Consider the following 20,850-nt stretch of genomic DNA (forward strand, 5'->3'; position numbering starts at 1 on the left):
GCCGCGGCCAGGACGTTTCAGGAGCAGACGATGAAGGAAACGATCGATCTCATCGGGGCGCCGACCGACGTCGGCGCGAGCATACGCGGCGCGTCGATGGGTCCCGAAGCGCTGCGCGTGGCAGACCTGCAACAGGCGCTGGCGCGGCACGACCTGGCGGTCAACGACACCGGCAACCTGGCGGGGCCGCCGAATCCGGCCAGCGGCGCGCCGGCCGGCATCCGCAACCTGGACGAAGTCGTGCAATGGAACCGCGCGGTCTATCAGGCGGTGCTGGCGTCGCGGCGCGCCGGGCGCTTTCCCGTTCTGCTGGGCGGCGATCATTGCCTGGCCATCGGATCCATCAGCGCCATCGCCCGGCATTGCCGCGAAATCGGCAAGCCGCTGATGGTGCTGTGGCTGGACGCGCACGCGGATGCCAACACGCATATGATCAGCCCGACCGGCAATATCCATGGCATGCCGATCGCCTGCCTGTGTGGCGACGGTCCCGATGAACTGACACGGCTGGCGAACATCCACCCCGCCGTGCCCGACCCCGCCGCCATCCGCCAGATCGGCATCCGCAGCGTCGACGCGGAGGAAAAGCGCCAGTTGCGGGCACTGGGGATCAAGGTGTTCGACATGCGCTATATCGACGAAAACGGCATGCGCCACACCATGGAAATGGCCCTGGCGGACCTGACCGACGACACGCATCTGCACGTCAGCTTCGACGCCGACTTCCTCGATCCCGTCGTGGCGCCGGGCGTGGGCACGCCGGTGCTGGGCGGGCCGACGTACCGCGAGGCGCAGCTGTGCATGGAAATGATCGCCGACACCGGCCGCCTGTCGTCGCTGGACCTGATGGAATTGAATCCGGCCAGGGATATGCGCAACCAGACCGCCGAAGTGGTCGTGGACCTGGTGGAAAGCCTTTTTGGAAAATCCACGCTGATCCGGCCCTAGCGCCGGTGATGCTGATCGGGACAGCAAGATTTGCCATAATTGCGGGGCTCGTTCCAGCGCCGGATGGAAAGCCATCGCGGGCATCCCCGCCGGCGCAGGTGATTGCCTCCCCATACACCCCCTTGAGAAGAAAACAATGAACCGACACGACGACGCAGCCAAGCTTATCCTCCGACTGGTGCTGGGCATCCTTATCCTGCTGCACGGCATATCCAAGATGACCCATGGCGTGGGCGCCATCGTCGGCATGGTGCAGGCGCACGGGTGGCCGGCCTTCACCGCCTATTTTGTCTACGTCGGCGAGGTGATCGCGCCGATTCTGATCATCGCCGGCATCTTTACGCGTCTGGGCGCGCTGTTGATCGCCATCAACATGCTCGTGGCGTTCTCGCTGGTGCACACCGCGCAACTGTTCCAGCTCAATGGCCAGGGCGGCTGGCAGCTGGAATTGCAAGGCATGTACTTGTTCACCGCGATCGCCATTGCGCTGATGGGCGCGGGGCGCTTCAGCGTCGGCGGGGCCGGCGGGCGTTTCAACTGAGCGCGCGGCTTCTCGCCATCCACCGGGGATAGCTGTTCGACGGCCTCGCGCATCCAGCGCGGGGCCGTCGCGCTTTCGGCGCCCGGTTATTACCGCTGTCATGCGCCTCACGCCTGGAAGCACTTCCGTGGCCGCCGGACACAGGCTGTACGCGGCGTAGGAATTGGTAACCCCGCGGGCATTTCAAAACGGTTTCAAAGCGGCCCGGATCAAGACAGCATATCTACACTGGTTCCATGTACCGCGGCGCGGTGCATTACAGGAGTCAGAGATGAAGAAGCTCTTCGCGGTCTTGGCGGTAACCAGTACCTTGAGCGGTTGCGTGGTGGTGCCGGCGCGCCCGGCCTATTACCATCGCCCGGCGCCGGTGTATTACTACCCCGCGCCTTATCATTATTACTACGGTTATTGACGGGGACGCGTGACCGATGTGGGGGTGTCATGGATACGATCTATCCTCCGCGCATCCGGCGTCTGGCAATCGGGGCGCTGCTGGTTTCGGCCGGCATGTCAGGCATAACACCGCTGCGCGCGCAAACGAATTATTCGTCATCCGTCCCGGCCGATGCGGCCGCCCGCGGATCCGTGCAATATTCCACCGCCGCGCCGGCGCCGGCCGGGACGACGGTGTATTCGACGTCCCAGGCCGGCGGCAACGGCACGGTGGCGCCGGTGGCGCCGCAGGCGCCCGTCTATCAGGATCAGGGGGCGGTCTACCCGGCCCAGGCGCCGGCCGATAGCGGCGCGGCCTATCCTGCCGCGGCTGGCAGCGGGAATGACCAAGGCTATGCCGCCGGCGGCGCGGCGGATGGCGAAGACCCGGCCGATGCCAATCTGGCGGTGGCGGACACGTCCACCGAACCCCCTCCCCCCTTGCCCGCCTATGAGCAGCCGCCGTCGCCCGGTGACGGCTACCTGTGGGTCCCGGGGTACTGGGCGCGCAATGCCTACGGCTTCTACTGGGTGCCGGGCGTGTGGGTCCTGGCGCCCTATGCAGGCGCGCTGTGGACGCCGGGATATTGGGTATACGTGGCGCCGGTGTATCGCTGGCGCGGCGGCTACTGGGGGCCCCACGTCGGCTACTACGGCGGCATCGACTACGGCTATGGCTATACGGGCCGCGGATATGTCGGGGGTTATTGGCGCGACCGCCACTTCTACTACAACCGGGAAGTGACACGCATCGTGCCCGGCAGGTCGCGCTACGTGTACAGCCATCCGGTCGCCATTCCGGCGCCGAAGGGCCCGCGTATCAGCTATTACGGCGGCCCGCAGGGCCTGCGCCGGGGACCGGATGCGCGCGAGCAGGCGGCATCGCATGAAAAGCATACGCCGCCGTTGCGCCCGCAGGTCGACCTGGATCGCCACGCCGGCCGCGACCGGCAGCAATACATGTCCGTGAATCGAGGCCGGCCGCCTCAGGCCGCGTTCGCGCACCCGGCGGGAAGCCCGGACAATAAATGGTCGCCCGGGGGGGCGAAGTGGGACAGGCCGGCCGGTAACCCGGGCGCGGCTTCCAGGCCCGACATGGGTGGCGCGCCGTGGCCTGGCAAGAACGGCCAGGTCAGGCAGATGGAAATGCAGCAACGGCAGCTGGACCAGCGCCTGACGAGCCAGGAACGGCAGGCCGACAACCAGCGCCAGGAAATGCGGCAGCGCGCCGACTCGGAACACGATGCGGCGGCGCAGGGCGCGCAGGGGCCGCGGCAAAGCATACCCGGACGACCGCGCCTGGCCCAGGCCAGCCCCAATTACGCGCAGCAGCTTCAGCAACAGCAGCAGACCCAGCAGCAACAGCTGCGTCTGCAACAACAGCTGCAGCAACAACAATTGCAGCAAAGAGGCGAGCAGCAACAGCTGCAGCAACGCCAGCTCCAGCAGCCCGGTCCGCAGCCCGGCCAACTGCCTGGCGATACGCAATTCCAGCAGCAGTTGCGCCAACAGCAACAGCGGCAGCAACAGCAATTGCAGCAACAGCAGGCGCAACAGCGCCAGCAGCTGCAACAACAGCAATTCCAGCAGCGGCAGCAGGAGCAGTTCGATCAGCGCCAGCAACTGCAGCGCGACCAATACCGGCAGCAGTTGCAGAACGACGCCCGCCAACAACAGCAGTATCGCCAGCAGCAATTGCAGCAGAATCAGCAACAGCAGCAATTCCGCCAGCAGCAGCAACAGCAGCAGCAATTTCGCCAACAGCAACTGCAGCAGCAACAACAACAGCAGCAGTATCGACAGCAACTGCAGCGAACCAACCAGCGCGAGGGCGACGCGCGACAGCAGGCGGTGCGGCAGGAATACGACCGGAACCAGCAGGCGGTCACGCGCCAGCTGGCCGCGCAGCAGCGCCAGATGCAGCAGCAGGAGCGCCTGCGCCAGCGCGAACAGCAGCAGTCACGCCAGCAATGGCAGACTCAAAGCCGCCAGGCGCAACGCGAGATCAACCGCCACGACAATGCACAACAACGTGAGATCCAGGGCCGGCAGAACGTCCATCGAGAACCGCGCCAGCAATACATACGCGAGGCACAGCGATAAAATCGCCTGCACCCGTTGTCCTCGTTGTCGCGTGAGGTCGCCATGAAGAAAACCGCCGCCATGCTGTCCTTGCTCGCCGCCCTGGCCACCACGCCGGCCGCGTGGAGCGCCCTCCCCGTCGGCGCGCCGGCCCCCGACTTCTCGACATCGGCGGCGATGGGTGGGCAGGTATTCCAGTTTTCCATGGCGGCGGCCCTGCGCGAAGGGCCGGTCGTGCTGTATTTCTATCCGGCCGCCTTCACGACGGGATGCACCCTGGAAGCCCATAACTTCGCCGAAGCCACCGACCAATACCGCGAACTCGGCGCGCGCGTGGTGGGCGTGTCGGCGGACGGCATCGACGTGCTGCAGCGGTTTTCCGTCAGCGCCTGCCAGAGCAAATTCGCGGTGGCGGCCGATGCGGACCAGCACATCATGAAGACCTACGACGCGGTGCATGACCGCAACCCCGAGCGGGCGCAACGTATTTCCTATGTCATCGTCCCGCCCGGACGGGTCATCTACTCATACACGGACAGCAATCCGGAACACCACGTCGCCAATACCCTGGAAGCGCTGCGGCAATGGCGGCGTGGGAATGCGCGGCAATGAATCACGCCGGCAGGATTTCGCGCACGACTTCCGCGGGCCGGCAGAGGCGCGCGCCCATGGGCGTCACGACGAAAGGCCGGTTGATCAGGATGGGATGTTCGATCATCGCGTCGAGCAGACGCTCGTCGCTGACATCCGCGGCGTCCAGGCCCAGCTCCTGGTAGATCGGCTCCTTGGCGCGGACGGCGTCACGCACGCTCAGCCCGGCCTGGGCGATCAGCGACTTCAAGGTATCGCGTGACGGCGGCGTCTTCAGATATTCGATGACGGTGGGCGTGACGCCCGATTCCTGCAGGATCTCCAGGACCGTACGGGACGTTCCGCAGCGCGGATTGTGGTAGATGGTGGTGGACATGGCTGGACCTGTATGGAAAACGCGCCGTGGCGCGGGGCCGCAAGTCTACTGCGCGCACGATGCGGATGCCAGCATGCCCCCGGACAGCCTAGCTGAACGGCCACACCGTCGGATTGGTCCCCGGCGGCACCGAGGGCCGGGCCCATCTGGCCGGCGTGGCGGAAAACCGCGCCGCGTGGCGCACCGCGACGAGCTGGCCGAAGCCCGACGCCGTTTCCTCCAGATAGCCATCCAACTGCGGCATGGGGCAGGACAGGCCATTGGGCACGCGCGGCAGGCCGCGAAGCCACCGGGCCGTCTGCGCCAGCGACACGCGCACGTGCCAGCTGCCGCCTTCCGTCGCCTGCCGCGCCAGCGCGACCTGCGCGCCGAAGGCCATCAAATACCCGCTGGCATAGTCCAATATCTGGACCGGCATGGGCCGCGGCGCCTCCTGGCCGGCGGCCTGGGCTTCGGCATGGTTGAAGCCGCTGGCCGTCTGCACCAGCGAATCGAAGCCGCGGCGGCGCGCCCAGGGGCCGACATGGCCATAGGCGGACAGGGATACATAGACGATACCCGGACGCAGGCGCGCGACATCTTCGGCGCCGAAGCCTTGCGACTCCAGCGCGCCGGGCCGGTAGCCTTGCACGAAGACGTGCGCGCTGCGCAACAGATTGCCCAGCGTGATGCGCCCGGTGGCGGTCTCCAGGTCCGCCAATACCGACAGCTTGCCGCGGCTGGTTTCGGCGATGGCGTTGATGTTGGGCAGCTCGGGGGAATTCATGAGCATCACGTCGGCGCCGTAGGCGGCCAGCGTGCGGCCGCATACCGGTCCGGCGATGATGCGGGTCAGGTCCAGGACCCGGATACCCTGCAATGGGCGCGGGTCGTCGCCGTAGCGCGGCAGCGGCCGCTCCGGGCCGTCCCCGATGCGCTCGATGGAGACAAGCGGCAATTGCGACACGGCGATGCCCTGGGGATGGCGGTCCCATTCATCGAAGGTCCGCAAGGCGGCGACCACCAGGCCGGCCTCGGCGGCAGCCTGTTCGAACTCCAGCGCGGTCCAGCGCGACAGCGCGCGTTCGACGGCGCGGCGCTCCACCGTGGCGCCGGTGGGACAGCCCAATAGCGCCAGGGCCCCATCGCGATGGTGTTCGAAGTTGGCATGGATGCGAACCCAGTTGCCGTCACCGCAGCGGTACACGCCCGTAATCTTGTCCCAGACATTCGGCTGCACGCCGTCCACAGTGAAGTAGCCCCGCGTTTCCTGGACGGCATGACGCATGTCCACGGAGACCCGCTGGCGGCGGCCGCCACGCATGTGCCAGAGTTCGCCGGCGGCCAGCGCGGCGGCCGCCATGCTGCATTGGGCCGCCATGCCGACGGAAAACGAAGATGGAAGGACAGGATCCGCTCCCGGCAAATCGACATAGCCAAGCGCTTCTTCGGGCATGTCGGCCATCTGCCACAACGCCGTGAGCGCGCCATGCGTCGATTTACGACTCGAAGAAGCGCCCTTGAAGAAGGGCGGACGTAGATCCATCAAGTATCCCATTGCGTCTGGCCGTACTTATCCCAGCGCATTACAAATCCGGGACAACCAGAGCGTCAACATAGTACGAGGCAATGCGTGTTTCACGGTTTGACGGCGCGCTGCCGACGCGCGCGGCGCCCGCTAGGCATCGATGTTTTAAGCGGCAAGGCAGCGGTCACATCTGTTTTCGTTTTGCAGCTCAAACCTACGCAGAGATGCGTGCTGCTGTGACGCCGTTCCAACAGTCCTACGCCGTGCATGGCCGGCCGGGCGCGTCGTGTATCGGCACGCGAGCGCCGGCCCTGGGCGCCATGCAATAGAGCGCAACCTACCGCAATAGTGATGAAGCCATATGGCGGTATTGCTGCAAAGGGAGCAAGCGTTTGGCCGGGCAAACGCACGCGCGCACGGCGCGGCGGCGCATGCCTATCGATCCAGACGGCGCAGGAACACGGCGACTTCCTTGACGACCTGCGCATCGCCATGGGCGCTGGCGACGGCGGATGCACGTTCCCATGCTTCGCGTGCGCCCTCGCTATCGTGCTTGCCCAGGCGGGCCTTACCCAGCCATTTCCAGGCGACGGAATAGTCGGGGTCGTAGGCGACCGAGGTCTCCAGGTGTATGCAGGCCTTGTCGAAATCGCCAGCTTCCGCATAGGCCTTGCCCAGCGTGTATCGCAGCAGCTTGTCATCCCGGCCCGAGGCCAGCATGGATTCCAGACGTTCCGTCATCGATGGCGGGGTCATGGCGGTCCCTCCTGTATTTGGATGGAACGATACCGCGTTCCAGGCAGGCTTTCCCGTGCCTCTACAATCGTCGTTCCATACGGACGATGCCAGGACCATCATGACCACTCTTGCCGATTTTTCCGCTGTCGATATCGACGGCGTGCAGCGATCGCTGCGCGAGTATGAGGGACGCGTAGTGCTGGTCGTCAACGTCGCATCGCGCTGCGGATTCACGCCGCAGTATGCGGGGCTGGAAGCGCTGTATCGCGAACATGGCGACGCGGGTTTCACGGTGCTCGGTTTTCCCTGCGACCAGTTCCGCCATCAGGAACCTGGCGATGAAGCGGAGATCAAGCGCTTCTGTACGCTGCGGTATGACGTGACCTTTCCGCTGTTCGCCAAGATAGACGTCAATGGCGAGCATGCGCATCCCTTGTACCAGTGGCTGAAGCGGGAACGGCCGGGCTTTCTTGGCACGCCGGGCATCAAGTGGAACTTCACCAAATTCCTGGTGGGACGCGATGGACTGCCGATCCGGCGCTACGGCCCGGGCGATAAACCGGCTGCCATCGCGCCTGCGATCGTGGCGGCCTGCGCGGCGTAGGCCCCGCTTCGCGCGACGCCGCGGGCATATCGAATTTCGATGCAGCAGTGAATTGAGCAGATGAATCAAGCAGATGAATCCGGCGGCGATGGCCTGCCTGAAATGCAATCGGCGGTAGCCGCCATGACGCCTCGGCTGCATGGGTTGGTGTCGCGCACGGACCCTGGGCAGGTGGCCGCCGAAGTCATGCGACTGAACGATGCGGTGCGCGCCGGCGTGCGGGACCGGCTGGTGCCGGGGATGCATCCGCAGGACTATCCCGGCTTGATGATGCGGATGCGCGATGGGGCGATGAGCGGCGATGTCGCGGCGCCGGCCGAGATGCGGGAGCCGGTGGACGCGACGACGTCGGCCTATGCATCGCTCGCGCAAATGTCGGCGCGGATCCGCGCCGGTGAAATCAGCGCTGAATCGTTGACGCGCCAGGCCCTGGCGCGCGCCGCCGAGGTGCAGCCCATCCTGAATCCCTTCATCGCCATCTGGGCGGAGCGCGCCCTGGAACAGGCGCGCGAACGCGACCGCGAGCTGGCGCAAGGCCGCTGGCGCGGGCCGCTGCATGGCATCCCCTTGGCCCACAAGGACTGCTTCACGCGCGCCGGCCTGCCCATGACGGTGGGCTCGAAAGTGTTTCCCGACACGCCGGGCGACGCCGACGCGGCGGTGCTGGAGCGCCTGGACGCCGCCGGCGCGGTGGACCTGGGGCCGCTGAACCTGAACGAGATGGTGTCGGGACCGACCGGGCAGAATCCGCATTGGGGCGATTGCTGCAATGCGCACGATCCCACGCGCGTCGCGGGCGGTTCGTCCAGCGGATCGGCGGTGGCGGTCGCGGCCGGCGCCGTGTTCGGATCGCTGGGATCGGACACCGGCGGGTCGATCCGCACGCCCGCCTCCATGAATGGCGTGTATGGCTTGAAGACCACCTATGGCCTGGTGTCGCGGCGCGGCTGCTTTCCGCGCGCCTGGTCGCTGGATTGCATCGGGCCGCTGGCGCGCAGCGCGCTGGATTGCGGGCTGATCCTGCAGGCCGTGGCGGGCCATGACGCGGGAGATCCGACCAGCGTGGACGCGCCGGTGCCCGATTACGCGGCGGCGATCGCGGCCGGCGCGCAGGGTACGCGGGTGGCGCTGCTGGACGGCCTGGAGCCCTATGACGATGCCATCGCCGGCGCCCTGGACGCGTTCATGCAACGCGCCGCCGGCGTGTTCGGCGCGACCGGACGCGCCCGCTTCGACGACCTGCCGGCCTGCTACGCGATGGGCGACGTGATCGCCAAGGTCGAAGGCGCGACCATCCATGCCGAATGGATGCGCCGCGCGCCGGAACGTTATTCGCAGGCGGTGTATTCGCGCACGGAAGCCGGCCTGCATCTTCCCGCGGTCCGCTATGCGGAAGCGCTGCTGGCCCGCGCGAAACTGGTGCAAGCCTGGCTGACCGGACCGATGTCGCGGGCGGACGTGCTGGTGTGTCCGACGATACCGATCCAGGTGCCGAGCCGCGCCGAGGCGGACATGGAAGGCAAGGGCCGGGTGTTCGGCGTGGTCGCATCGATTACACGCCTGACCCGCGCTTTCAACTATCTGGGGCTGCCGGTGCTCAGCATGCCGATCGGCAAGGACGACAACGGGATGCCGATCGGAGCCCAACTGATCGGCCGCCCGCTCTCCGAGGCCCGGCTGCTGGCGGTGGCGGACACGCTGGCGCGGGCCCTGGTGTAGTCGCGCGATGTCGACCTTGGCGTGGCGGCGCCGCCAGGGCGTCACGCCAGCGGCGGCAGGCGGCGGCGCAAGGTGGCGTCCTTGATCATGGCGGTGTTGGTTTCGGCGTATTCCGTGACGCGTTCCAGGATCGGGTCCAGCTGCCCGATGGACCGCAACACGACCCGGGCAACGAAGCAGTCGTCCCCGGTGACCTTGTCACACTCGATGAACTCGGGAATTTCCTTCAACAGGGTCTCGACGTGCCGCAACTGGCCGGGCATGGGCCTCACGCGCACGATGGCCTCCAGGGTATAGCCGAGCGCCGCCGGATCGACGTCCACCGTATATCCCCGGATGACGCCGGATTCCTCCAGGCGGCGCAGGCGGTCGGCCACGCTGGGAGAGGACATGCCGACGGCCCTGGCGAGCTCCGCGACAGGGGCGCGCGCGTTCGCGCAAAGCAGCGTGATCAGCCGTCGGTCGACGGCATCCAGGCCGCTCTCGCGACTATTAAGGGAAACTGGCATTTTTTCCTCCATAACGCAGGCTGAGCCGGAAAAACCGCGCAATTTATCTATGTAGTTCGGTTGATCCGCCTGGGATAATTTCCACCAGACCTTACTTCGATGCCGGCCCGCCTTGCAAGTCCCGCGCGCGCCGGCGTACGAGACGGCGGGCGCATGTGGATGACGCCCGTGATTCAACCGAGGATCGCCATCATGGCTACACCGATCGAACGCATGGGCATCGCGCAAATGAGCACGGCGATGGCCCTGTCAGGCACGCTGGGCTACTTCGTGCTGGCCTCCGGGCAGACGCCCTTCAATGTCGTGTTTTTCCGCTGCGTATTCGGCGCCCTGGCGCTGCTGGTCTATTGCCAGGCGGCCGGCTTGTTGTCGCGGCGCTATTTCACCCGCACGAGCCTGCTGATGGCGGTGGCGGCGGGCGCCGCCCTGGTCATGAACTGGGTGCTGCTGTTTTCGGCCTATCGGCTGGCGTCGATCTCGTTGTCGACGGCCGTCTACAACTTCCAGCCGTTCTTTTTGATGGGGCTGGGGGCGGCGTTCCTGGGCGAACGCCCCAGTGTCAGCAAGGTGGCCTGGGCGGTGGTCGCCTTTGGCGGGCTGTTGCTGCTGCTGGACCTGAATAGCGCGCAGGCGACACCGCGCGAAGGCCACCTGCTGGGATTGGCGCTGGGCTTGGGCGCGGGGGCGCTATACGCCGTCACGGCGATCATCGTCAAGCGGCTGGCCCATGTACCGCCCCATCTGCTGGCCCTGGTGCAGGCGGTCGTGGGGATCGTCATGCTGGCGCCGCTGGCGGACTTCTCGGCGTTGCCGGCCATGCCCTCGCAATGGGCCTGCCTGGTGGTGCTGGGCGTCGTGCATACCTGCCTGATGTACATCCTGCTGTATTCGGCGATCCAGAAGCTGGCGACCTCCATGCTGGCCGCGCTGTCCTTCATCTATCCCGCCGTGGCCATCCTGGTCGATTACGCCTTCTTCGACCAGCGTCTGGATCTGGCGCAGGCGCTGGGTATATCGCTGATCCTGCTGGCGGTGGCCGGCGTGACGCTGAACTGGCGGCTGTGGCCGGACGCCCGAGGCAAACGCGGACTGGCGCGCTGAACCTCCCGGGACCCCGCAAAAACGGCGCGCCCCGCATGGCATCGGCAGCGCAAAGCCCAGGCATGGCTTAACATCGACGCACGCGCCCGCCGCCCGCCGGCCGGGCGCCCGTTTCGAGGATTTCCCATGCATGGCGAATACAAAGTGCCTGGCGGCAAGCTGGTGGTGGCCGATGTGCAGGTCGACGGCGATGCGCTGTCCCAGGTAAGCATCAGCGGCGACTTTTTCCTGGAACCACCGGAGGCGCTGGCGGAGATCGACCGCGCCCTGACCGGGCTGTCCGCGCGCGCCAGCGAGGCCGAGATCGCGCTGGCGGTGGCCCTGGCCCTGCCGCGCGGCACGGAGATGTTCGGCTTTTCGCCGGAAGCGGTGGCCGTGGCGGTACGGAGGGCGCTGGCATGACTCGCACGGACTGGCGCGATCACGACTGGCAACTGATCCGGGAAGGCCCGCGCACCCCCTTGCAGCACATGGCGCTGGACGCCGTGCTGTGCGATGAGGTCGCCGCCGGACGCCGGCCCCCTACCCTGCGCTTCTGGGAATGGGCGGCGCGCGCGGTGGTGATCGGCCGCTTCCAATCGCTGAAGAACGAAGTCGACCCGGAAGGCGCGCGGCGCCATGGCGTCGAAGTCGTGCGCCGCGTCAGCGGCGGCGGCGCGATGTTCGTGGAACCCGGCAACACCATTACGTATTCGATCTACGCGCCGCTATCGCTGGTCCAGGGCATGAGCTTTCAGGAGTCTTATGCCTTCCTGGATCAATGGACGCTGGAAGCGCTGCAGTCGCTGGGCATCAAGGCGTGGTACCAGCCCCTGAACGACATCACCTCGGAAGGCGGCAAGATCGGCGGCGCTGCCCAGGCGCGGCGCGGGCAGGCGGTACTGCATCACGTCACCATGGCGTACGACATCGACGCCGACAAGATGGTGCAGGTGCTGCGTATCGGGCGCGAGAAGCTGTCCGACAAAGGCACGACCAGCGCGAAGAAACGCGTTGATCCGCTGCTGACCCAGACCGGCATGCCCAGGGAACAGATCATCGATCGCATGATCCAAGTGTTCCAGGACCGGCACGGCTTGCGCCCCGGCGCGATCACCGACGCCGAACTGGCCGAAGCCGACCGCCAGGCGCGCGAGCGTTTCGCCAGCGAGGCCTGGCTGACGCAGGTGCCGTAAGACGCCCGTACGGTGAGACGTACGGGCGGTGAAATGGATTTAACGGAGTCATGATGGCCATCCCCAGTTCCGCCACCCGCGGTGCCCCCGCCCGCGAACGTCGACACGCAAGGCCGGTGAAACCCGGCCGCCCCTGGGCCGCGCGCATGGCGCGCCTGGGCGCGGGCGGCATGATGGCCTGCGCGCTGGCGCTGCTGGCGGCCTGCGGCAGTTCGCCGCCGGCGGACATCAGCCTGGCGTCCCCGGGCGCGCCGGCCGCCGATGCCGGCGACGTGAAGGTGGAAAGCGTCAAATGGACCAAGACCAAGCCCGGCTGCAGCGGCGACTGCCCCCGCATCGAGGTCGACTCCGTCGCCTTTCCCGGCATACCCAAGCTGACCGCGCTGGTGGACCACGTGCTGGCCTACATGACCGGCCTGGACCGCAACCGCCGCGGCCAGTACGAAACGCTGAACGAATACGCGCAGTACTTTTTCCAGACCGCCCAGTCGCGCGACCAGACCTGGTTCAAGGCCAGCGTGAAGGATACGGTAGGCGATATCATCGCCATCGAGCTGCACACCGGGCAGTACGTGACCGGCGCGGCCCATCCCATACCGGCCACGCAATACATGAACTGGGAACGCAGCAAGGGCCGCGTGCTGGCCCTGGGCGAGGCCATCCTGCCCGGCCGGGGGCCGCAATACGTCGAGGCCCTGAAGGCCGCGCACGCGCGCTGGCTGAAGACCAACGACGACTACAAGCGCGATCCGGCCGCCTACAACAAGATGTGGCCCTATGAACCCACGGACAACTTCGCGCTGACGCGCGACGGCATGGTGGTCAAGTACGACGCCTATTCGATTGCGCCCTATTCCTACGGCGAACCCGAATTACTGATCCCCTACAAGGATCTGGTGGGCATCCTGCGGCCGGAATTCATCCCCACGCGGAATTGACGGCGGGCGCGCCCGGGGCGGGATCCGCGGTTGCCCCGGCGGGCCTGGCGCGGCCCAGGCCCGCGGCGCATCCCCCATCACAGCTTCGCGTCAGTTTATTGACTATTTAGTCACCTTTACGTCCTCGACCCAGCCCTTTACGTCCACTGCCCGTGCGAAACGCCGCGCACAGTGGGCATGCACGCCTGCCAGCCTAGGGTAATCCCTTTCCCACCTTGACATGATTGACTAACTAGTTAAACATTCATGGCCATAGACAGACGCCCGGCAGCGGCGTCCAGACCACACAGCAAGGGGTTCGGGTGGCCAAGATCCAGAGTTATATCCATGGCGCGAGCGTGGACCATGCGGGCGAGGTCCTGCCCTTTATTTCACCGGTCGATTCCTCGTCCGGCGGCGACCTGATCGACGCCCCGGACGAGGTCGTCGCGCGCGCCGTGGGCGACGCCGCCCACGCCTTCGAAGCCGCCCGCAAACTGTCCACCGCCGACCGCATGGCCTGGCTGTCCAAGGCCGCCGAAGCCATTGAAGCCAATGCCGCCGCGCTCGTCGACCTGATCATCCGCGACATCGGCAAGCCGCGCCGGGCCGCGACCTTCGAAGTCGGCCGCGCCGCGCAGTTCATCCGCGCCACCGTGGCGCAGGCGCAGACCTTCGGCGGCGAATCCTTGCCGCTGGACGTCACGCCGGCCGGCGCCGGCCGCATCGGCATCACGCGGCGCGTGCCTTATGGGGTGGTGGCGGCCATCACGCCGTTCAATGCGCCGATCAACCTGCTTATCCAGAAGGTGGCCCCTGCCCTGGCCGTGGGCAACGCGGTCGTCGTCAAGCCGCATCCGGCCGGCACGCGCGTCGCGTTGAAGGTGGCCGAGCTATTCAGCCAGGCGGGCCTGCCCGCGGGACTGTTCAACGTCGTCACCGGGGACCGCGGCCCCGCCCTGGCCCTGGCAGGCGCGCGGGAAGTGTCGGTGGTCACCTTCACCGGCGGCACGCGCGCCGGCGAAGCGCTGATCCGCGCCGCCGGCGCGCGCAAGTTCGTTGCCGAACTGGGATCGAACGCCGCCAACATCGTGCTGGACGATGCCGACCTGGCGGACGCCGCCAACCGTATCGCCGCCGCCGGCTTCGAAGCCAGCGGCCAGCAATGCGTCTCCGCGCAGCGGGTCATCGTCGCCGCCGGCGTGTATGAAGAATTCCTGGCGCATTTCGTCCAGGCCGCCGCCGCGCTGCGCGCCGGCGATCCGGACGACGCCAAGGCCGACCTGGGTCCCATGGTGTCGATCGCACAGGCCGAGCGCGTCATGGCCATGGCGCGCGACGCCGTCGCCGGCGGCGGCCGTTATGCGCTGGAGCCCCGGCAGGACGGCTGCATGGTGACGCCGGGCATTCTGGTCGACGTGCCGCGCAGCGCCAGCATCTGGTGCGACGAGGTCTTCGGCCCGCTGGTGGTCGTCGAGCGCGCCGCCGACGTCGAAGAGGCCTTGCGTCTGGCCAACGATTCCCCGTTCGGCCTGCAGGGCGCGGTGTTTACCCGCGACATCGCGCGGGCGCTGCGCTTCGCCGACGATTTCCAGGTGGGATCGATGTGGGTCAATGAAGCCAGCCGCTTCCGGCTGGACACCTATCCCTTCGGCGGCGTCAAGCAATCCGGATTCGGCCGCGAGGGCGTGCGCTATGCGATGGAAGAGCTTTCGCAGTTGAAATTCATCGGCATCCGTCCGGTGGCCTGAACATGGAACAGGCCCCGCGGATTCCCGACGCCCTGCGCCAGTTGCTGGCCGAGATCGGCCCGCGCTGGGGCCAGGACGTCGCCGCCAACGTGCGGCGCATGGTGGAGGCGTACAGCCCCATTCTCGCGGCCGCGCCCAAGCATGGCGTGGAAGTGGCGCGCGATCTGGCCTATGGCCGGGACGAGCGCCAGGTGCTGGACGTCTACACGCCCGGACGCGATGGCGCGCGGCCCGTCGTGCTGTTCCTGCATGGCGGCGCGTTCGTCGACGGCCATCGCGACCGCAGCACCGAAGTCTATGCCAACGTGCTGTATTACTTCGCGCGCCAGGGCTGCGTGGGCGTCAATATGGAATACCGGCTGGCGCCCGCGCACACCTATCCCAGCGGCACGCAAGATGTGGCGGCGGCGGTGGCCTGGGTGCGGGAGAACATCGCTCGATACGGCGGCGACCCGCGGCAGATCCATCTGATGGGGCATTCCGCCGGCGCGGCGCACGCGGCCTCGTATGCCTATGACTCGCGCCACCAGCCTGCCGCCGGCCATGGCCTGGCGGGGCTGATCGTCGTCAGCGGCCGGGTGCGCGCGGAGAACATCGCCGAAAACCCGAATGCCCGCAAAGTGGAAGCCTATTACGGCAGCGATGCCTCGCGCTACGACGACGTCTCGCCGGTGTCGCACGCCGGCGCGCAAAGCCCGCCCACCATGGTGGCCTACGCCGAATACGAGAACCCCCTGATAGACCTGTATTGCCTGGAGCTGGCGAACCGGCTGGCCGCCGCCAAGCGCCGGTCACCGCGCATGGCCTATGCGCGCGGCCACAACCATACGTCCATCATCGCGCACTTCAATACCGCCGAGGACTGGCTGGGCGGGGAAATCATGGCCTTTATTCAAGACTGCGCGCGCCAGGCGCTACGCTAGCCGGCACGCGCCCCCTTCTACCCGCTCGGAATCTGGAGATCCATCGTGGCTAAATTGCAGTTGAGTCTGGGCGTGTGCGATTACGATCGCACGCGCGCGGTCCTGGACGGACGCGCGCCTGTCGAAGGCTGCGACATCATCGGCGTGCCGGTCGAACCGGAGGAAGCCTTCCATCGCGCCTTCCGCTTCCAGGAATTCGACATTACCGAGATGTCCCTGAGCAGCCATACGATGATGACCTCGCGCGGGCAGAACGAGTACGTGGCGATCCCGGCCTTCGTTTCGCGGCTGTTCCGCCATTCCGGCGTGTACATCCGCACCGACCGCGGCATCCGCGACGGCGCCGACCTGGCCGGCAAGAAGATCGGTCTGCCCGAGTACCAGATCACCGCCAACGTGTGGATACGCGGCATCCTGCAGGACGACTTCGGCCTGAAACCGGCGTCGGTGCACTGGCGCCGCGGCGGCCTGGAAGACGCCGGCCGCGGCGAACGCGCGCCGATCAAGCTGCCCGACGATATCGATCTGCGGCAGATTCCGGACGACAAGACCCTGTCGGGCATGCTGGAGGCCGGCGAGCTGGACGGCCTGATCAGCGCGCGGGCGCCTTCCTGTTTCCTGAAGGGCGCGCCCAATGTCGACCGGCTGTTTCCCAACTATCGCGAAACCGAGGCCGACTATTTCCGCCGCACCGGCATCTTCCCGACCATGCACGTGATCGGCATCCGCAAGTCGCTGGTGGACCAGCATCCCTGGCTTCCGGTCAGCGTCTTCAAGGCGTTCATCAAGGCCAAGGGATTCGCGATGTACGAACTGGGCCAGATCGGCCACCTGTTCAACAGCCTGCCCTGGGGTGTGGCCGAGTTCGAGGACGCGCGCAAGCTGATGGGCGAGGACTACTGGAGCTACGGCTTCGAAGCCAACAAGCACGTGCTGGAGACTTTTACCCGCTATCACCACGAGCAAGGCCTGTCGGCGCGCAAGGTGGCGCCGGAGGAATTGTTCGCCGAGTCCTCGCTGGACCTGACCAAGATCTAGCGCCTTTCCATATGCCTAGCCGGGGATAGCCGTGAAGCCCGCGCCATTCAATCTGCACCTGCCCGGCACGGTGCAGGATACCCTGAGACTGCTTGCCGGCTCGCCCAATGCGCGCGTCATCGCCGGCGGGCAGTCGCTCATGCCCATGCTGAACCTGCGCCTGGCGATGCCGGACGACGTCATCGATCTGAACGGCGTCGAAGGGCTCAGCTATATCCGCGAGGACGGCGACGAAATCGCCATCGGCGCCATGACGCGTCAGCGCGATCTGGAATTTTCCGCGCTGGTGCGCGAGCGCTTGCCGGTGCTGCACGCCGCCATCCTGAACGTCGGCCATCGGCAGACGCGCAATCGCGGCACCATCGGCGGCAGCCTGTGCCACATGGACCCTTCGGCGGAGCTGCCGACCATGTGCGTGCTGCTGGACGCGCGCATGGTGATCCAGAGCGAGCGCGGACGCCGCGAGGTGGCGGCGCGCGACTTCGGGCTGGGCCTGATGACGACCAGCCTGGCGGCGGATGAACTCCTGACGGAAATCCGCGTGCGGCCATGGCGGGCCGGGCATGGCTGGCACTTCGTCGAATACGCGCGCCGGCATGGCGACTTTGCCGTGGCATCGGCCAGCGCGCTGGTGGAACGGGATGGCGGCGGCAAGCTGAGCCGTGCGGCGCTGGCGCTGGGCGGCGTGTGCCCGGCGCCGGTGCGCCTGCCCGAAGCGGAACGCCTGCTGGTCGAAGGCAATGGCGATCGGGAGGCGCTGCGGGCCGCGGCGGAGCAGGCTCGTCTCTGCGATGCCCTGGAGGATCCCGCCTATCCCGCGTGGTACCGCCAGCGGCTGGCCGCGCGGCTGCTGCACGACGCCATGGAACAAGCGCTGGCGCGCGCCGCCGGCACGCGCGGGAGCATGCAATGAACGACGCCGACAACGAAATGAACAACGACCCCAGGAACGCGTTGCACCCCATCGTGCTGCACGTCAACGGCGAAAAGCGGCCGGCCATCGTCGAATCCCGCACCACGCTGGCCGACTGCCTGCGCAATGAACTGGGCCTGACCGGCACGCACCTGGGCTGCGAACATGGCGTCTGCGGCGCCTGTACGGTGCTGGTGGACGGCCACAGCGCGCGCAGCTGCCTGATGCTGGCGCGCCAGGCCGAGCGCTACGACGTGCGGACCGTCGAGGCGCTGGAAGAGCAAGGCCGGCTCAACACCCTGCAACAGGCTTTCCACGACCTGCATGGCCTGCAGTGCGGCTTCTGTACGCCGGGCATCCTGATGACGCTGACGGAGCTGCTGCGCGAGCAGCCGGATGCCGACGAGCCGGCGATACGCGATGCGCTGTCCGGCCATCTGTGCCGCTGCACTGGCTATCAGAACATCGTCGCCGCGGCCATGGAGGCGCTGCGCCGCCAGCGAGGTCTCTCAGCATGAACCTCAGCATGAACCCGATGTACCGTTACGACGAGAATTCCGGCGGCGCGGGCGAGGCGCGCGCCGCCAAGGATGCGCCGGCGCAGGACGCGCCGGCCACGGCATCCCGCGCGCGGGACGAAGGCAAGATCGGCCGCCGCGTGGAACGCATCGAGGACGGCCCATTGCTGCGCGGCAAGGGCAAATACGTCGGCGACGTCGATATTCCGGGCGGCCTGTACGCCGCCTTCGTGCGCAGTCCGCATGCGCACGCCCGGATCCGCGGCATCGACACGGCAGCGGCGCTGCGGCGCGAAGGCGTGGTGGCCGTCATCACGGCCGCCGAGATGTCGCGCTACCTGACCAATCTGCGCATGCCGCTGGGCTTTCCCACCACGGCGCTGCCCACCGGCATCACGCCCTTCGTGCTGACGCCCGACGAAGTGTGCTTCGTCGGCGAGGCGCTCGCGCTGGTCATCGCCACCAGCCGCTATGCCGCCGAGGATGGCGCCGGCGACGTGCAGGTGGACTATGAAACGCTACCCGCCGTCGGCGATTGCCGCCAGGCGTTGGATCCCGGCGCCCCACGCGTGCGCACGGAATTCCCGGACAATGCGCTGACCCGCTTCACCGTTGCCTACGGCGATTGCGACCAGGCCTTCGCGCAGGCGGCGCACGTGTTCCAGGATTCCCTGCACCAGCACCGCGGTGGCGCGCACCCGATGGAGGGGCGCGGGGTCGTGGCGGAATACGACGAGCTGCGCGATACGCTGACGGTATGGTCTTCCACCCAGATGGCGCACGAACTGCAATTTACGCTGGCCGAGCTGCTGGGCGTCGCGGAGACGCGCATCCGCGTGATCGCGCCTGACGTGGGCGGCGGCTTCGGCGCGAAATTCCTGATCTACCCGGAGGAAATCGCCATCGCGGCGGTGGCGTTCCATCTGCGCCTACCGGTGAAATGGATAGAAGACCGCGCGGAGCACTTCCTGTGCTCGATCCAGGAACGCGATCAATACTGGGATGTGGAAGTGGCGGTGGACGCCGACGCCCGCGTGCTGGGCATCCGCGGCCGCATGGTGCACGACCAGGGGGCCTATACGCCGCAGGGCATCAATTGCCCGTACAACGCGGTGACGGGCGTGACGGGGCCATATGTGGTGCCGAATTTTCACGTCGATGCCGTCGTGGCGCAGACCAACAAGGTCTACACCATCCCGGTACGCGGCGCCGGCTACCCGGAAGGCGCCTTCGTCATGGAGCGCCTGCTGGACCGCATCGCGCAAGGGATGGGGCTGGACCGCGCGGAAGTGCGGCGGCGCAACCTGGTGACGGTCGACAAGCTGCCTTACGTCAAGCCGCTGAAGCAGCGTTCCGGCAAGCCCATTACCCTGGATACGGGCGACTACCTGCAAAGCCAGGACACGGTGCTGCGCGCCATCGACTATGCCGGTTTCGCGCGGCGCAAGGCCGAGGCGCGCGCGCAGGGGCGCTATATCGGTATCGGCCTGGCCAATGCGGTCAAGGGTACGGGCCGCGGGCCGTTCGAATCCGCGTCGGTGCGTATCTCGGCCACCGGCCACATCAGCGCCGCGACGGGGGCGATGGCCATGGGCCAGGGCTTGCGCACCGCCATGGCGCAGATCGTCGCCGACGTGCTCCGCGTGCCGGTGGGCGACGTGCACGTGATGTCCGGCGATACCTCGGCGATTTCCATGGGCATCGGCGGCTTCGCCAGCCGCCAGACCGTGACGGGCGGGTCGTCGATGCTGTTGGCCGCGCGTCAGGTCGAGAAGAAGGCGCGCAAGGTGGCCGCCCATGTGTTGAAGGTGGACGAGCAGGACCTGGAGCTGCTGGACGGCAAGGTGCGGCTGCGCGATCAGCCCGATAAGTTCGTCACGCTGGCGCAGATCGCGCGTACCCTGCGCGGCATACCCGGCTACGACCTGCCGCCGGATACGGGGGCGGGCCTGGAAGCGACGGTGTGCTGGGAACCCGATGCCATGACCTACGCCAACGCCTGCCATGCCTGCGAGGTGGAAGTCGATCCGGATACGGGGAATGTGGCGATCCTGCGCTACGTCGCTTTGCAGGACTGCGGGCGGCTGATCAATCCCCTGATCGTGGAAGGCCAGATACACGGCGGAATCGTGCATGGCATCGGCAATGCCTTGTTCGAGTACATGCGCTATGACGAGAACGCGCAGCCCTTGACGACGACCTTCGCCGACTATCTGTTGCCGACGTCGACGGAAATCCCGCATCTGGAGCTGATCTTTACGCAGAGTCCCACGGATGCGAGTCCGCTGGGGGTGAAGGGCGTGGGGGAAGTGGGGACCATACCGGTGACGTCCGCCATTGCGTCGGCCATCGATGACGCGCTGTCGGATTTCGGTATCCATGTGACCGCGATTCCGGTGGATCCGGTGCGGCTGGTGCAGCAGATGGATGAGGCGGCCGCCTGAGGCCGGCGGCCGCGCCTGGCCGG

Annotated in this window: 21 protein-coding genes; 17 read left to right on the forward strand and 4 right to left on the reverse strand. The window is 67.0% G+C overall.

Annotation, left to right across the window (positions count from 1 at the left end; all coding sequences use genetic code 11):
• Positions 1–30: 30 nt before the first annotated feature.
• The 5 genes from rocF (at position 31) to ACNA0R_RS03405 (ending at position 4,615) form a co-directional block, all read left to right on the forward strand.
• Positions 31–948 carry an arginase gene (rocF, locus tag ACNA0R_RS03385; RefSeq protein ID WP_415824509.1) on the forward strand — a complete coding sequence of 306 codons (918 nt, stop codon included), beginning with the start codon at positions 31–33 and terminating at the stop codon, positions 946–948.
• 136 nt (positions 949–1,084) lie between these two features.
• Positions 1,085–1,489, forward strand: coding sequence for a DoxX family protein (locus ACNA0R_RS03390; RefSeq protein WP_415824510.1), 405 nt, complete (start codon positions 1,085–1,087; stop codon positions 1,487–1,489).
• A gap of 271 nt (positions 1,490–1,760) precedes the next feature.
• The gene (locus tag ACNA0R_RS03395) at positions 1,761–1,901 is read left to right on the forward strand and encodes a hypothetical protein (protein ID WP_179283369.1); all 141 of its coding nucleotides are present in this window, start codon (positions 1,761–1,763) and stop codon (positions 1,899–1,901) included.
• A gap of 173 nt (positions 1,902–2,074) precedes the next feature.
• Positions 2,075–4,024, forward strand: a complete 1,950-nt coding sequence (locus ACNA0R_RS03400; RefSeq protein ID WP_415824511.1) for a YXWGXW repeat-containing protein — start codon at positions 2,075–2,077, stop codon at positions 4,022–4,024.
• A 42-nt stretch (positions 4,025–4,066) separates the two neighbouring features.
• Entirely contained in the window at positions 4,067–4,615 is a 549-nt protein-coding gene (locus tag ACNA0R_RS03405; protein ID WP_415824512.1) for a peroxiredoxin, read from the forward strand.
• 1 nt (position 4,616) lies between these two features.
• Here ACNA0R_RS03405 and arsC read toward each other — a convergent pair whose 3' ends face one another.
• From arsC to ACNA0R_RS03420, 3 genes are all read right to left on the reverse strand, one after another.
• Entirely contained in the window at positions 4,617–4,970 is a 354-nt protein-coding gene (arsC, locus tag ACNA0R_RS03410; RefSeq protein ID WP_415824513.1) for an arsenate reductase (glutaredoxin), read from the reverse strand.
• A gap of 88 nt (positions 4,971–5,058) precedes the next feature.
• Positions 5,059–6,507 carry a CoA transferase gene (locus tag ACNA0R_RS03415; RefSeq protein WP_415824514.1) on the reverse strand — a complete coding sequence of 483 codons (1,449 nt, stop codon included), beginning with the start codon at positions 6,505–6,507 and terminating at the stop codon, positions 5,059–5,061.
• 405 nt (positions 6,508–6,912) lie between these two features.
• Positions 6,913–7,233, reverse strand: coding sequence for a tetratricopeptide repeat protein (locus ACNA0R_RS03420; RefSeq protein WP_415824515.1), 321 nt, complete (start codon positions 7,231–7,233; stop codon positions 6,913–6,915).
• A gap of 100 nt (positions 7,234–7,333) precedes the next feature.
• Between ACNA0R_RS03420 and ACNA0R_RS03425 the strand changes: the two genes are divergently transcribed.
• Both ACNA0R_RS03425 and ACNA0R_RS03430 read left to right on the forward strand, forming a co-directional pair.
• Entirely contained in the window at positions 7,334–7,819 is a 486-nt protein-coding gene (locus tag ACNA0R_RS03425; protein WP_415825009.1) for a glutathione peroxidase, read from the forward strand.
• 60 nt (positions 7,820–7,879) lie between these two features.
• On the forward strand, positions 7,880–9,538 hold the full coding sequence (locus ACNA0R_RS03430) for an amidase (protein WP_415824516.1): 1,659 nt from the start codon (positions 7,880–7,882) through the stop codon (positions 9,536–9,538).
• A 41-nt stretch (positions 9,539–9,579) separates the two neighbouring features.
• On the opposite strand, the gene ACNA0R_RS03435 is transcribed toward ACNA0R_RS03430, so the two are convergent.
• A complete protein-coding gene (locus ACNA0R_RS03435) occupies positions 9,580–10,047 on the reverse strand; it encodes an Lrp/AsnC family transcriptional regulator (RefSeq protein ID WP_415824517.1) in 468 nt (155 codons plus the stop codon).
• Between the two features lie 192 nt (positions 10,048–10,239).
• On the opposite strand from ACNA0R_RS03435, the gene ACNA0R_RS03440 reads away from it, so the two are divergent.
• The 10 genes from ACNA0R_RS03440 to ACNA0R_RS03485 all read left to right on the forward strand — a co-directional run bounded on the left by ACNA0R_RS03440 (position 10,240) and on the right by ACNA0R_RS03485 (position 20,827).
• The gene (locus ACNA0R_RS03440; protein WP_415824518.1) at positions 10,240–11,148 is read left to right on the forward strand and encodes a DMT family transporter; all 909 of its coding nucleotides are present in this window, start codon (positions 10,240–10,242) and stop codon (positions 11,146–11,148) included.
• 126 nt (positions 11,149–11,274) lie between these two features.
• Positions 11,275–11,550 (forward strand): biotin--protein ligase, encoded by a 276-nt coding sequence (locus tag ACNA0R_RS03445; RefSeq protein WP_415824519.1) that lies wholly within the window; start codon positions 11,275–11,277, stop codon positions 11,548–11,550.
• A complete protein-coding gene (locus ACNA0R_RS03450; RefSeq protein ID WP_415824520.1) occupies positions 11,547–12,323 on the forward strand; it encodes a lipoate--protein ligase family protein in 777 nt (258 codons plus the stop codon). The genes ACNA0R_RS03445 and ACNA0R_RS03450 overlap by 4 nt, the downstream gene beginning before the upstream one ends.
• A gap of 146 nt (positions 12,324–12,469) precedes the next feature.
• Complete coding sequence (locus ACNA0R_RS03455) at positions 12,470–13,261, forward strand: RsiV family protein (RefSeq protein ID WP_415825010.1); 792 nt, start codon at positions 12,470–12,472, stop codon at positions 13,259–13,261.
• A gap of 302 nt (positions 13,262–13,563) precedes the next feature.
• On the forward strand, positions 13,564–14,991 hold the full coding sequence (locus ACNA0R_RS03460; RefSeq protein ID WP_415824521.1) for an aldehyde dehydrogenase family protein: 1,428 nt from the start codon (positions 13,564–13,566) through the stop codon (positions 14,989–14,991).
• A gap of 2 nt (positions 14,992–14,993) precedes the next feature.
• Complete coding sequence (locus ACNA0R_RS03465; protein WP_415824522.1) at positions 14,994–15,914, forward strand: alpha/beta hydrolase; 921 nt, start codon at positions 14,994–14,996, stop codon at positions 15,912–15,914.
• 42 nt (positions 15,915–15,956) lie between these two features.
• Positions 15,957–16,952 carry an ABC transporter substrate-binding protein gene (locus tag ACNA0R_RS03470; protein WP_415825011.1) on the forward strand — a complete coding sequence of 332 codons (996 nt, stop codon included), beginning with the start codon at positions 15,957–15,959 and terminating at the stop codon, positions 16,950–16,952.
• A 31-nt stretch (positions 16,953–16,983) separates the two neighbouring features.
• Positions 16,984–17,865, forward strand: coding sequence for an FAD binding domain-containing protein (locus ACNA0R_RS03475; RefSeq protein WP_415824523.1), 882 nt, complete (start codon positions 16,984–16,986; stop codon positions 17,863–17,865).
• Between the two features lie 17 nt (positions 17,866–17,882).
• A complete protein-coding gene (locus ACNA0R_RS03480) occupies positions 17,883–18,383 on the forward strand; it encodes a (2Fe-2S)-binding protein (RefSeq protein WP_415825012.1) in 501 nt (166 codons plus the stop codon).
• The gene (locus tag ACNA0R_RS03485; RefSeq protein WP_415824524.1) at positions 18,380–20,827 is read left to right on the forward strand and encodes a xanthine dehydrogenase family protein molybdopterin-binding subunit; all 2,448 of its coding nucleotides are present in this window, start codon (positions 18,380–18,382) and stop codon (positions 20,825–20,827) included. Before ACNA0R_RS03480 ends, ACNA0R_RS03485 begins: the two co-directional genes overlap by 4 nt.
• The last annotated feature ends 23 nt before the right edge of the window (positions 20,828–20,850 follow it).

The organism is Bordetella sputigena (assembly GCF_965137885.1).
Classification (GTDB): Bacteria; Pseudomonadota; Gammaproteobacteria; order Burkholderiales; family Burkholderiaceae_B; genus Bordetella_C; species Bordetella_C sputigena.